The organism is Streptomyces sp. MGP-P1 (assembly GCF_057766565.1).
Genome location: NZ_JBYMEM010000007.1, coordinates 690388 through 703105 on the forward strand (window position 1 = coordinate 690388; position 12718 = coordinate 703105).

General features: G+C 72.8%; 9 protein-coding genes, 1 tRNA gene and 1 pseudogene. 10 read left to right on the plus strand and 1 reads right to left on the minus strand.

The window, feature by feature from the left end; translation table 11 throughout:
* The first annotated feature begins 377 nt into the window (after window positions 1-377).
* From AC3CH1_RS24740 to AC3CH1_RS24760, 5 genes are all read left to right on the plus strand, one after another.
* Window positions 378-1553 (plus strand): sensor histidine kinase, encoded by a 1176-nt coding sequence (locus AC3CH1_RS24740; RefSeq protein WP_488464937.1) that lies wholly within the window; start codon window positions 378-380, stop codon window positions 1551-1553.
* A gap of 132 nt (window positions 1554-1685) precedes the next feature.
* Window positions 1686-2396 (plus strand): response regulator, encoded by a 711-nt coding sequence (locus AC3CH1_RS24745; RefSeq protein ID WP_488464938.1) that lies wholly within the window; start codon window positions 1686-1688, stop codon window positions 2394-2396.
* Window positions 2397-2477: 81 nt separating this feature from the next.
* Window positions 2478-3422, plus strand: coding sequence for an ABC transporter ATP-binding protein (locus AC3CH1_RS24750; protein ID WP_488464939.1), 945 nt, complete (start codon window positions 2478-2480; stop codon window positions 3420-3422).
* A complete protein-coding gene (locus AC3CH1_RS24755) occupies window positions 3419-4219 on the plus strand; it encodes an ABC-2 transporter permease (RefSeq protein ID WP_488464940.1) in 801 nt (266 codons plus the stop codon). The genes AC3CH1_RS24750 and AC3CH1_RS24755 overlap by 4 nt, the downstream gene beginning before the upstream one ends.
* 127 nt (window positions 4220-4346) lie before the next feature.
* Window positions 4347-4559, plus strand: coding sequence for a hypothetical protein (locus AC3CH1_RS24760; protein WP_488464941.1), 213 nt, complete (start codon window positions 4347-4349; stop codon window positions 4557-4559).
* A gap of 159 nt (window positions 4560-4718) precedes the next feature.
* On the opposite strand, the gene AC3CH1_RS24765 is transcribed toward AC3CH1_RS24760, so the two are convergent.
* Window positions 4719-4791, minus strand: a tRNA-Arg gene (locus AC3CH1_RS24765).
* A 307-nt stretch (window positions 4792-5098) separates the two neighbouring features.
* On the opposite strand from AC3CH1_RS24765, the gene AC3CH1_RS24770 reads away from it, so the two are divergent.
* The 5 genes and pseudogenes from AC3CH1_RS24770 to ettA all read left to right on the plus strand — a co-directional run bounded on the left by AC3CH1_RS24770 (window position 5099) and on the right by ettA (window position 12718).
* A complete protein-coding gene (locus AC3CH1_RS24770) occupies window positions 5099-6742 on the plus strand; it encodes a dynamin family protein (RefSeq protein WP_488464942.1) in 1644 nt (547 codons plus the stop codon).
* Window positions 6739-8646, plus strand: coding sequence for a GTPase (locus tag AC3CH1_RS24775; RefSeq protein WP_488464943.1), 1908 nt, complete (start codon window positions 6739-6741; stop codon window positions 8644-8646). Before AC3CH1_RS24770 ends, AC3CH1_RS24775 begins: the two co-directional genes overlap by 4 nt.
* A gap of 135 nt (window positions 8647-8781) precedes the next feature.
* Window positions 8782-9243, plus strand: coding sequence for a single-stranded DNA-binding protein (locus AC3CH1_RS24780; protein WP_488466731.1), 462 nt, complete (start codon window positions 8782-8784; stop codon window positions 9241-9243).
* Between the two features lie 199 nt (window positions 9244-9442).
* A pseudogene (locus tag AC3CH1_RS24785) lies at window positions 9443-10928 on the plus strand (Cys-Gln thioester bond-forming surface protein).
* Window positions 10929-11053: 125 nt separating this feature from the next.
* Window positions 11054-12718, plus strand: coding sequence for an energy-dependent translational throttle protein EttA (gene ettA / locus AC3CH1_RS24790; RefSeq protein WP_488464944.1), 1665 nt, complete (start codon window positions 11054-11056; stop codon window positions 12716-12718).

Genomic DNA, 12718 nt, shown 5'->3' on the forward strand with positions numbered 1-12718 from the left:
GAGGGGACGGTCGGGAGCGCCCTGCGGCGGGGATTCCGCCTTCGGGCCTACCTGATCGATTTGCCCGTTCCCACGGCCTGCCGAACGTCCCGCCGGACGGAAGGTTGCGCCGTGCCCGAACTCCCGCCCGGGTGTGCCCGAACTCCTGCTCGATGCGCACAGCGTCGAGACGCCCGCCACGGTGCCGACACGGGTGGCGGGACGCTCGACGCCGGGCCCGCACGGGCGTCGGGACGCTTGCCGCCGGCCTCGCCCCGGTGCCGGGACGCTTGCCGCCGGCCTCGCCCCGGTGCCGGGACGCTTGCCGCCGGACCCGCCCCGATGTACTCCCGCTGTCGTATGCGGCCCGGCCTCCCGCCTCCTACCGTGAGGGGGTGATGACCTTCGACCGCCTGGCCGCCCGTGCGCGGGCTCTGCCGCCGATCGTCGCGGATCTGCTGGTGGTGGCGGTGGTGGGGGTGCTGACCGCCGCCGACGCGGCCGTCGACGAGCCCGGCTACCGGCAGGCCGACGCGCTGACCTGGGGCCTCCTCGTGGTCTCGCTGGCGGCGCTCGCCTGCCGCCGCCGTTGGCCCGTTCCGGTGGTCTGTGTGACCGGGGCGGCCTGTGCCGGGTGGGCGCTGCACGGGCACATCGGCGAGCTGCTGAACCTCCCGGTGATCGTGGCGCTCTACACCGTGGCGGTGCTGGGCGACCGCCGGCGCACCCTGTGGACCGGGGTGATCGCCGCGACGATCTCGGGTGCGGTGGCGCTGAAGGTCGGCGGGGACGTGGTCAACCCGCAGGGGCTGCCCGTCCTGGAGATGGTCTGGCCGCTCGTCCCGCTCCTCCTGGGCGAGGTGGTGCGTACCCGGCGGGAACTGCTGGCGGAGTACGCGGCGCGCGCCGCGAGGGCCGAGGAGGACCGCGAGCGGGAGGCCGCCCGCCGGGTCCGCCAGGAGCGGGCACGGGTCGCCCGGGAGATCCACGACATCCTCGCGCACACGGTGAGCGCCATGACCGTGCAGGCCGGGGTCGCCCTCGACGCGCTGGACGCCGCGCCGGAGGTGTCGCGGCAGGCGATGACCCAGGTGCGCGCCTCCGGCAAGGAAGCCGTCCGGGAACTGCGCGCCACGCTGTCCGTCCTGCGCGCGACGGAGTCCACGGCGCCGGCGCCCCGCCTCGACCAGCTGACCGAACTGGTCGCGGGGGTCGAGGCGGGCGGGGTGCGGGTCAGCCTGCGGCGGGAGACGGGGGGCGCCGCCCTGCCCGCGGTCGTCGAGGCCACGGCGTACCGGATCGTGCAGGAGGCGCTGACCAACGTGGTGAAGCACTCCGCGGCGCTCCACGCCGCGGTGTCGGTGACCCGCGACGCCACCCGGCTGACCGTCGAGGTCGTGGACGACGGCCCCCCGGCTCCGCCGCCCGCCGGCCCGCCCGCCGAGCGGGGCTTCGGCCTGATCGGCATGCGCGAGCGAGCGGTCGCGGTGGGCGGCGACGTCCGTTACGGTCCGGTGCCGGGCGGCGGATTCCGCGTCCGCGCCGAACTGCCGACGGAGGGAGCGGCCCCATGAACGTGGTGCCGTACGGAACCGGGGGCCCACGGCCACGACGCTTTACGGAACCGGGCCCCATGGGCACGACGACGCACGGAACCGGGAGGGCCTCATGAACGTGGCGCCGTACGGAACCCGGGGAGCGGCCACGTGAGCGAGCGGGCGGAGAGCGCGGCGAGGCAGCCGGGGATCGTCCGCGTGGTCCTCGCCGACGATCAGACCGTCGTACGGGCCGGGTTCCGCGCCCTGCTCGACCTCACCGACGACCTGGTCGTGGTCGCGGAGGCCGCCGACGGGGCCCGGGCCGTCGAGGCGGTCCGGACGACCCGCCCGGACGTCGTGCTGATGGACGTCCGGATGCCCGGCGTCGACGGCCTGGAGGCCACCCGCCGGATCGCCGAGGACCGCTCCCTCGACCGGGTCCGTGTCGTCATGCTCACCACGTACCAGGTCGACGCGTACGTCTTTGAAGCCCTCCGGCACGGCGCGGCGGGCTTCCTGCTGAAGGACATCGAGCCGGACGACCTGCGCGCCGCGATCCGCACGGTCGCGGCGGGCCGGAGTCTGCTCGCCCCCGCCGTGACCCGTCAGGTGATCGAGGAGTTCGCCCGGCTCAAGGCCCCCGAGGCGGCGGGCGCCGAACGGCTCGCCGTGCTCACCGGCAGGGAGCGTGAGGTGATGGCGCTCGTCGCCGCCGGGCTGTCCAACGAGGAGATCGGCAAGGCGCTGATCATGAGCCCGCTGACGGCGAAGACCCATGTCAGCCGGACCATGACGAAGCTCGGCGCCCGCGACCGGGCCCAGCTGGTGGTCCTCGCCTACGAAACGGGCCTGGTCAGGGCAGGAGAAGGAGAACGCTAGAGGTGCCCTACTCCGACGGGAGCAGGCGGCGACTTCCGTCGGAGGATTCGCCGTCGGCCCCCCGCTCGTAGCGTCGGCCGCATGATCCAGGCAACGGAACTCACCAAACGCTACGGCGGGCGAACCGCCGTCGACCGGCTGTCGTTCACGGTCCGGCCGGGCCGGGTGACCGGCTTCCTCGGCCCGAACGGCGCCGGGAAATCGACCACCATGCGCCTGATCCTGGGCCTCGACTCCGCGAGCGCGGGGCGCGTCACCGTGGGCGGCAAGGCCTACGTGGACCTGCCCGTACCGCTACGGGCGGTCGGCTCCCTGCTCGACGCCAAGGGCGTCCACGGCGGCCGGTCCGCCTACCACCATCTGGCCGGACTCGCCGCGAGCAACGGCATCCCGCGCCGCCGCGTGGAGGAGGTGCTCGACCTGGTCGGCCTCCCCGCGGAGACGGCCCGCAGGCGCACCAAGGGCTTCTCGCTCGGCATGAGCCAGCGGCTGGGCATCGCGGCGGCACTGATCGGGGACCCGGAGACACTGATCCTCGACGAGCCGGTCAACGGCCTCGACACCGAAGGCATCCGCTGGATCCGCGAACTCATGAAGTCCCTGGCGGCGGAGGGCCGCACGGTCTTCCTCTCCAGCCACCTCATGAGCGAGATGGAACGGACGGCCGACCACCTCATCGTGATCGGACAGGGCCGGCTCATCGCGGACACGAGCATGCGCGACTTCATCGAGACCAACTCCCGCGCGCACACCCTCGTCAGGTCCCCGGAACCGGAACGGCTGCGCACTCTGCTGGAAGCGACCGGAGCGCGCGTACGGCTGGACGCCCGGGGCGGCTGGCGGGTCGACGGCCCCGACGCCCCGGCCATCGGCGACCTGGCCCGGGACCACGGGGTCGCCGTCCACGAACTCATCCCCGCCCACTCCTCCTTGGAGGAGGTCTACACGACGCTCTCGCGGTCCTCGGTGGAATACCGGGCCGAGGACAGGCGCTCGTCGACGCCCCGAAAGGAGACAACCCGATGACCACGACCACGCCAACGCTGTCCGGCACCCGCCGAAACCGGAACCGAAACCGGACCGGCTTCCGGGAGGCCCTCGCCTACGAATGGATCAAGTTCCGCAGTGTGCGCTCCACGGTGTGGACGACCGCGGCCACCGCCGTACTGCCCGTCATCGGCGCGGTGTTCATCGCCGCCACCGGCAGCCTGCAACCCGACGACACCGTCCTCGGCGGCAGCCTCACGCTCACCGTCGTCGCCCAGATGCCGGCCGCGGTCGTCGGGGCGCTCGTCGCCTCGGGGGAGTACAGCAGCGGCACCATCCGCACGACGTTCGCCGCCTGCCCCCGCCGGGGCACGGTCCTCGCCGCGAAGGCGACGCTGGTGGCGGGCGCGATGTACCTCCTCGCCCTGGTCTCCTGCACGGCCGCCTACCTCGTCGGGGACGCCATGCTGCCGGAGGGCCGGTACGCCCAGGGCGAGCCGCTGCCCGCACTGTTCGGCATCGCCGCGTCCTTCGCGGTGGCCGCCGTCCTCGGCCTCGCCGTCGGCATCCTCGTACGCCACTCCGCCGGCGCGGTCACCACGGTGATCGGTCTGCTGCTCCTGCCGTCCCTGTTCGGCCCCCTCTTCGGCGACGCCGAACGCTGGGTCGCCGGACTCTCCCCGACGGCCGCCCTGGAGAAGCTCACCCAGACTTCGGACGCCGCCGCCGACACGGTGGGCAGCCTGGGACCCTGGCCTTCCCTGCTCCTGGTCGCCGCCTGCACGGCGGCGCTCACGCTCGGGGCGCTGGCGCCGCTCCGCCGGCGGGACGTGTGAGGGGGGAGGGGAGCCTCCCCTCTTTCCCACCCTCGGGAGGCACGCCCGGTAGCTGGAGACCGGCCCCGCTCCGCGCCTGACCGGCTCCGGTGTTCCCGACGAACAGGCCCGGGAGCTGAGCGGCGTCGTGACCGACAGCGCCGGCTCGGTCATCCCGGGCCTCGCGGCGGACCCGCGGACCGCGTCCGCCGCCGACGCCGCACGCCAGGCGATGGCCGGCGCGATCGAGGTGTCCAGCTACGTGTGTGCCGGGCTGCTGCTCCTGGCGCTCGCGGCCACGCTGTTGTCAAGCCCCGCAACCCCGGCGGCGGGGCCGCCGCCGGGGAGAACCGCGAGGTGACGAAACCGGAGCCGAGTGCGTAGAGGGGCCGGGGCGACGATGCGCAGGCATCCCCAGGATGAACCGAACCTTCTTCACCGAAGGCCGACGCGTCCAGGACAGCCTGCGAACGACGCAAGGCCCTCCTGTGCGGAGGGCCTCACGGCCGTGCGAGCGGTGCGCCCCCGGCAGGACTCGAACCTGCGGCCAAGCGCTTAGAAGGCGCCTGCTCTATCCACTGAGCTACGGGGGCCGGGAGTCCTGATCGGGTGGTTCCGTGGCCGTGCCGGGACAAGGATAGGGCTCCGATCCCCTGGACCCGGTTGCTTCACCTGCGTGGCACGATGTGGAGGTTCGGTGAAGCGAACCGATAATCGCAGGTAGGTGCGATTCCTGCATCGGTTTTCGCTCCCCTCGCGCCGGGTGTTGTGCACTCGTTATGCCCCCGCCCCACTCGTCCCCTCTGTCCTGACTCTGTCCAGAGGGTGGAACCGCCGCGCAGAGGGGGCTATACGCTTCAAAAAGGCTCTAAAATTGGGCATTCTTCGCATGTGGTAACCATGGACGTACGGCCTCAGCTCATCGACGCACTTTCCGCCCTGCGCGACCGTGTCGCCGCCGTGCGTCTTCCACTGCCCCTGCCGGGGGCCGAACGCGCCCGGCAGACCAGGGTCGAACTCCTCGCCCAGCTCGACGACTACCTCCTGCCACGCCTCAAGGACCCCGAGGCGCCCCTGCTCGTCGTGATCGGGGGGTCCACCGGGGCCGGGAAGTCCACCCTGGTCAACTCGCTGGTGGGCTGCCGGCTCAGCGAGGCCGGGGTGTTGCGGCCCACCACCCGGACCCCGGTGCTGGTCTGTCACCCGGACGACCACCACTGGTTCGCCGGGGTGCGGGTGCTGCCCCAGCTGACCCGGATCTGGCTGCCGCCGGGTCAGACGCGCGACCCGGACGGGCTGGACGACCTCGCGGCCCGGGGTGAGGACGGGGAGACCGCGCTGCGGGTGGAGACCGCCGTGAGCCTGCCCCGCGGGCTCGCCCTCCTGGACGCCCCCGACATCGACTCGCTCGTCGTACGCAACCGGGTCCTCGCCGCCGAACTCATCTGCGCCGCCGACGTCTGGGTGATGGTCACCACCGCCTCGCGCTACGCCGACGCCGTGCCCTGGCACCTGCTGCGTACCGCGAAGGAGTACGACGCGGCCCTCGTCACCGTCCTCGACCGGGTGCCCCACCAGGTGATCGCCGAGGTGTCCCGGCAGTACGCGGCGCTGCTGACCCGGGCCGGGCTCGGGGACGTACCCCGGTTCACCATCCCGGAGCTGCCCGAGTCCGCGGGCGGCGGCAGCGGGCTGCTCCCCACGACCGCCGTCGCCCCGCTGCGCGCCTGGCTCGCCCACCGGGCCCAGGACCCCGCCGCCCGGCAGCAGGCGGTGGCGCGTACCGCCTCCGGCGTCATCCAGTCGCTCAACGTGCGGATGCCCTCACTGGCCTCCGCCGTCGCCGCCCAGTACGCCGCCTCCGTACGGCTGACCGGGGTAGTCCAGGACGCGTACGGCGCGGAGGCCGCCCGGATCCGGCGCCGCCTCCGGAGTGGCGCCGTGCTCTCCGGGGACGCGCGGACCCGGTGGCGCGGCTACCCGCTCTACAGCTCGCCCGAGGAGCTCCTCGAAGCCCTCGTCGACAACCTGGTGGCCCTGCTCCAGTGCTCGGTCTCCGCCGCCGACGAACAGATCCGCACCCAGTGGCGCCGCGAGCCCGCCGGTGGCCTGTTCCGGTTCGAGGGCGCCGGACGCGAGGCGGGCGGCTGGGGGCCCGCCGAGGACGTCGAAGGCCGGATCTCCGTCGCCGTACGCCGGTGGCGGCGGGTCCTGGAGGAACTGGCCGAGGAGGAGGTGCGCCAGCTCGAACGCAATGTGGCACCCGCCCCCGAGACCGTCGCCGCACTGCTCGCGGCCGCCCTCCTCGGCGGGCGGCGCGCCCGCGCGGCGGGGGAGCAGCTCGCCGAACGCATCGGGGCCCAGGGCGCGCTGCGCCTCCGCGACAAGGGCGGTGAGCTGTTGACGACCTACCTCGACCAGGTACTCGGCGGCGAACGCGACCGCCGCCTCGCCCCGCTCGACACGCTGGACGTCGCCCCCGAACCCCAGGCCGAACTGATCGCCGCGCTTTCCGTACTGCAGAAGGAGAGGTGGCAGCGATGACCGCCGTCACGGACCAGGACAACAGCAACGGCAGTGGTAACGGCAACGGTGGCGGCGGGGGAAAGCCGGACGGGGAGGCGCCGGGCCGGGGCGGGGACGGGCGCTGGGACGACGGGCTCATCGCCCGGCGCGCGGCGGCGGCCGAGGTTCGTGAGGCCGGGGAAGCCGCCCCCCGGACGCCCGCCGAGGACGACGAGGAGCCGCAGGTCGAGGCGTACGTCCCCTCCGGCGGGCCGCTGCCGCCCCGGCTCGACGCCCTGCGCGAGCTCGTCGGGCTCTCCCGCGCCCGGCTCGACCGGGACACCCTCGCCGAGGCGGGACGCGTGCTGGACGAGGCCGCCGCCCGGCAGCGGCTCTCCTCGCGGCACACGGTCATCGCCGTCGCGGGAGCCACCGGCAGCGGGAAGTCGACCCTGTTCAACGCGCTCGCCGGGGCCCCGATCTCCGACACCGGGCTGCGCCGGCCCACCACCTCCCAGCCCATCGCGTGCAGCTGGACCGACGGGGCCGCCGGGCTGCTGGACCGCCTCGCCGTCCCCGGTCGGCTCCGGCGCAGGCCCCACCCCGGGCCCGCCGCCCTCGACGAGGCGCTCCAGGGACTCGTCCTGGTCGACCTGCCCGACCACGACTCGGCGGCCACCGAACACCGCGACCAGGTGGACCGGGTACTGGCCCTGGTCGACGCGGTCATCTGGGTCGTCGACCCGGAGAAGTACGCCGACGCCGCCCTCCACGAGCGGTATCTGCGCCCGCTCGCCGGGCACGCCGAGGTCACCTTCGTCGTCCTCAACCAGACCGACCGCCTCCCCGGCGAGGCGGCCGACCTCGTCCTCGACGACCTGCGCCGCCTCCTCGACGAGGACGGCATCGCGCTCGGCGAGCACGGCGAACCCGGCGCCACCGTCATGTCCCTGTCCGCGCTCACCGGCGACGGGGTACCCGAACTCCGCGAGATGGTCGGCCGCTTCGTCCAGGACCGCACGGCAGCCACTCGCCGCCTCTGGGCCGACGTCGACGCGGCGGCGGCGCGGCTGCGCCCGGTCTACGTGGCCGAGGGCCGGCCCGGACTCGGCGAGCGGGCCCGCGACGAGTTCACCGACCGGCTGGCCGAGGCCGTCGGCGCGGCGGCCGCCGGACAGGCCGCCGAGCGGGAGTGGCGCAGGAACGCCGGGCGGGCCTGCGGGACGCCGTGGCTGAGGCTCTGGCGCTGGTACGAGAACCGGGGCCTGCCCGGCAGCCTGGACCGGATGGGCCAGGCGCTGACCCCGCCCGAAGAGGAGCTGACGGCCCGGCAGCGGGTCGAGCAGGCGGTACGGATCGTCGCGGACGACGCCGCCGACGGGCTCCCGGGGCCCTGGGCGCAGGCGGTGCGCGAGGCCGCGTCCAACGGGGCGAAGGGGCTGTCCGAGGCGCTGGACGAACTGGCGGTCAAGGCCGGGACCCCCGGCGGGGCCAAACGGGGCGGCAGAACGGAGGCGGGGCAGGGCGCCACCGCCGGAACCTCTCTCGCAGCCCCGCTCGCCGGCCGCCCGGCCAAGCCGCCCCGGCCGAAGTGGTGGCCCGCCGCGGTGCTGGCCCAGGTGTCGATGACGCTCCTCCAGATCTTCGGCGGCCTGTGGCTGGCCGGCCAGATCATCGGCGTCCTGGAGCCGGGGCTCGTCACGCCCGCGCTCATCATGCTCGCCGGAGTCGTCGGCGGCCCGCTCGTGGAGTGGTCCTGCGCCGCGGCCATCCGGGGACCGGCCAGGCGGTACGGGCAGGACGCCGAGCGGCGGCTCCGCGAGGCGGCCGCCGGCTGCGGACGGGCCAGGGTCCTGGACCCGGTCGCCGCCGAACTGGTGCGCTACCGGGAAGTACGCGAGAGGTACGTGACGGTGACGGAGTTCTCCACAACCGGCCGGTAGTCCACAGGCCCCGACGCGATTCCCGCCCGGCGTCCACCATGGAGTCCGCACCCCACCGCCGCACGGAGAGGTACGAGCGGCGCGATGCGGTACGAGCGGTGCGATCCGGTACGACAGGGAATGTGGGGGCGGGAAATGAACGAGACCTTGGTGACACTGGTGGGTAACGCCGCGACGGCGGTGGAGTTCCGCGAGACGGCCACCGGTGGAATGGCGCGATTTCGTTTCGCCGTGACTCCGCGGCGCTGGGACCGTGAGAAGCAGCTCTGGGCCGACGGCCGCACCAGCTTCTACACGGTCTGGTCCTGGCGGACACTCGCCGCGAATCTGGCCGGTTCCGTTGCTGTCGGAGAACCTCTGGTCGTGCACGGCCGTTTGAAGGTCCGCGAGGAGGAACAGGCCGGGCAGCGAAGGACGTTCGTCGACGTCGAGGCCGTCGCCGTCGGCCACGACCTGAGCCGGGGAACGACCGCCTTCCGCCGGGCGGCCAGAGCGGAGCCCGTGTCGACGGAGCGTCAGAAGAGTTTTACGGACGGCGATGCGCACGCGTCGCCGAAACAGCGGGAACCCGTCGACGCAATGGCCGCGGTGTCCTGAAAAGGCTCATCGTCGGCAAGCGCGACAGGCCGTCGCGCGATAACGATTCCGATTCGGAATGGTTGTGCAAGGGCAGTACGGGGGACTGCCCTTGCCCCGTTCTTTAGGATTCCCAGTGCTCACGGGTCACTTGGGTCTGCTGGCGAGGCATTCCCCACACGCGCACCATGCGCGAGGGCCTCGCCCGGAGGGGAATTCTGTGTTTTCTGCGTCTTCAGCGTCCGCTGCGCCGTCCGGCACGACAGGGGCGTCCCCGGCCGCGGCACCCGCCGCCCGGTCGCCGCGCTGCTGCTCTCCGGTCTCGTCGCGGCCGCCGCGCTCGTCGGCGCCGGACCGGCGGCGGCCGACGACCCGGGCCGGCACCACGGCGGCGCGGCCGCGGTGCTGGACGGGCTGAAGACCTTCGACAGCGCCGTGCTCCGCGTCGCGGGGAAGGACGGCGCGCCCGACCGGACCCAGGAGCTGCCCGCCGGACTGTTCGAGATGACGGTGGACGGCGGCGGCAAGCTCAAGACCTACTGCATCGACCTCCACAACCCCACCCAGGACCAGGCGAGGTATCTGGAGACGCCCTGGGCCGAGACCTCGCTGAGCACCAACCGGAACGCGGGGAAGATCCGCTGGATCCTCCAGCACTCCTACCCCCAGGTCGACGACCTGGCCGCGCTCGCCGACGCGGCCGGCACCGGCCCGCTCACCGAGCGGACCGCCGCCGCCGGGACCCAGGTCGCCATCTGGCGCTACTCGGACAACGCCGACGTCACGGCGTCGGACAAGCAGGCGGAGAAGCTCGCCGACTGGCTGCACGACAACGCGCGCAAGACGAAGGAGCCCCGGGCCTCGCTGACCCTGGAGCCGGCCGCCGTCTCCGGCCGGGCCGGCGAGCGGCTCGGCCCCGTGACCGTCCGCACCGCCGCGGACCAGGTCTCGGTGTCGCCCCCGGTGGACGCGGCGGTCAGCGGCATCGCGGTCACGGACGAGAAGGGCGCCCCGTCACCGCCGCGGCGGACGGGGACCGGCTCTACTTCGCCGTGCCGAAGGACACCGCCGACGGCACCGCTTCCCTGACCGTCCAGGCCACCACCTCCGTGCCGGTCGGCCGGGCCCTCGTGGGGACCGGCCGCACCCAGACCCAGATCCTGGCCGGCTCCAGCGAGTCCACGGTCTCCGCGCGGGCCGGCGCCACCTGGGCCGAGAAGGGCGCCGCCCCCGCACTGACCGCGCGGAAGAACTGCGCGGCGGGCGGCGTGGACATCACGGCCGCCAACCGGGGCGACGAGCCCTTCACCTTCGAGCTGGCCGGAACCGAGCACACCATCGCCGCCGGGGCCACCCGCACGGTGACGGTCCCCGTCGCCGAGGACCAGGCGTACGACTTCACCATCACCGGGCCCGGTGGGTTCGCCAGGACCTTCACCGGGGTGCTGGACTGCGCCACCAGCGGCAGTGTCCTGGACCGTGAGGGTGCGGGCGACGCCGGCAACGACATCGGCACACGGAGCGCCCAGCAGTCCGTCCCGGCCACGACCGGATCCACCACGTCGGGGATGGCGGGCGACCTCGCCGAGACCGGCGGCTCCAGCGCCACCCCGATGCTCGCCGCGGTCGCCATCGGACTGCTCGTCGTGGGCGGCGGCGCGGTCTTCCTCCTCCGCCGGAAGGCACCGCACTCCGACGGTGAGTGACCGTCCGCACGCGGGAAGCGACGACGTTCCCGTGTCGATCCCCGGACGGGTTTCCGTCCGGGGAGGGCCGTCAGGCAAGATGGGGTGTATCTGCCCACACCTCTATTGCTGCCGGACGGTTTCTCTTGGCTGAGTACATCTACACCATGCGCAAGACGCGCAAAGCGCACGGCGACAAGGTGATTCTCGATGACGTCAACCTGAACTTCCTGCCCGGCGCGAAGATCGGTGTCGTGGGGCCCAACGGCGCCGGTAAGTCCACGGTGCTGAAGATCATGGCGGGCCTGGAGCAGCCGTCCAACGGCGACGCCTTCATCTCGCCCGGCTTCAGCGTCGGCATCCTCATGCAGGAGCCGAAGCTCGACGAGAGCAAGACCGTCCTGGAGAACGTCCAGGACGGCGCCGCCGAGATCATGGGCAAGCTCAAGCGCTTCAACGAGGTCGCCGAGCTGATGGCGACCGACTACTCCGACGCGCTCATGGACGAGATGGGCAAGCTCCAGGAGGACCTGGACCACGCGAACGCGTGGGACCTGGACGCGCAGCTGGAGCAGGCCATGGACGCCCTGGGCTGCCCGCCCGGCGACTGGCCCGTCACCAACCTCTCCGGTGGCGAGAAGCGCCGCGTGGCGCTCTGCAAGCTGCTCATCGAGGCCCCGGACCTGCTCCTCCTCGACGAGCCCACCAACCACCTCGACGCCGAGTCGGTGAACTGGCTGGAGCAGCACCTCTCGAAGTACCCGGGTGCCGTCGTCGCCGTCACCCACGACCGGTACTTCCTGAACAACGTCGCCGAGTGGATCCTGGAGCTCGACCGCGGCCGCGCGATCCCCTACGAGGGCAACTACTCCACGTACCTGGAGCGCAAGGCCACCCGTCTCAAGGTCGAGGGCCGCAAGGACGAGAAGCGCCAGAAGCGGCTCAAGGAGGAGCTGGAGTGGGTCCGCTCCAACGCCAAGGGCCGCCAGACCAAGTCCAAGGCCCGACTCGCCCGGTACGAGGAGATGGCGGCCGAGGCGGACAAGATGCGGAAGCTGGACTTCGAGGAGATCCAGATCCCGCCGGGCCCGCGGCTCGGTTCCATCGTCGTCGAGGTCGAGAACCTCTCGAAGGCCTTCGGCGACAAGGTCCTCATCGACGACCTGTCGTTCACGCTGCCCCGTAACGGCATCGTCGGCGTCATCGGTCCGAACGGCGCGGGCAAGACCACGCTGTTCAAGATGATCCAGGGCCTGGAGACGCCGGACAGCGGCGCCATCAAGGTCGGCGACACGGTCAAGATCTCCTACGTCGACCAGTCCCGCGCCAACATCGACCCGAAGAAGACCCTCTGGGCCGTCGTCTCGGACGAGCTGGACTACATCAACGTCGGCCAGGTCGAGATGCCCTCGCGCGCCTACGTCTCCGCGTTCGGCTTCAAGGGCCCGGACCAGCAGAAGCCGGCCGGCGTCCTGTCCGGTGGTGAGCGCAACCGCCTCAACCTGGCGCTGACGCTCAAGGAGGGCGGCAACCTGCTGCTCCTCGACGAGCCCACCAACGACCTCGACGTCGAGACGCTCTCCTCGCTGGAGAACGCCCTCCTGGAGTTCCCGGGCGCCGCTGTGGTCATCTCCCACGACCGCTGGTTCCTGGACCGCGTCGCCACGCACATCCTCGCCTACGAGGGTGACTCCAAGTGGTACTGGTTCGAGGGCAACTTCGAGTCGTACGAGAAGAACAAGATCGAGCGGCTCGGCGCGGACGCGGCCCGTCCGCACCGTGCCACGTACAAGAAGCTCACGCGAGGCTGA

Bases quoted from the DNA above. Each gene is read 5' to 3' on its own strand.
- AC3CH1_RS24740 (WP_488464937.1), top strand. From the start codon at position 378: ATGACCTTCGACCGCCTGGCCGCCCGTGCGCGGGCTCTGCCGCCGATC.
- AC3CH1_RS24775 (WP_488464943.1), top strand. From the start codon at position 6,739: ATGACCGCCGTCACGGACCAGGACAACAGCAACGGCAGTGGTAACGGC.
- AC3CH1_RS24770 (WP_488464942.1), top strand. From the start codon at position 5,099: ATGGACGTACGGCCTCAGCTCATCGACGCACTTTCCGCCCTGCGCGAC.
- AC3CH1_RS24755 (WP_488464940.1), top strand. From the start codon at position 3,419: ATGACCACGACCACGCCAACGCTGTCCGGCACCCGCCGAAACCGGAAC.
- AC3CH1_RS24750 (WP_488464939.1), top strand. From the start codon at position 2,478: ATGATCCAGGCAACGGAACTCACCAAACGCTACGGCGGGCGAACCGCC.
- AC3CH1_RS24780 (WP_488466731.1), top strand. From the start codon at position 8,782: ATGAACGAGACCTTGGTGACACTGGTGGGTAACGCCGCGACGGCGGTG.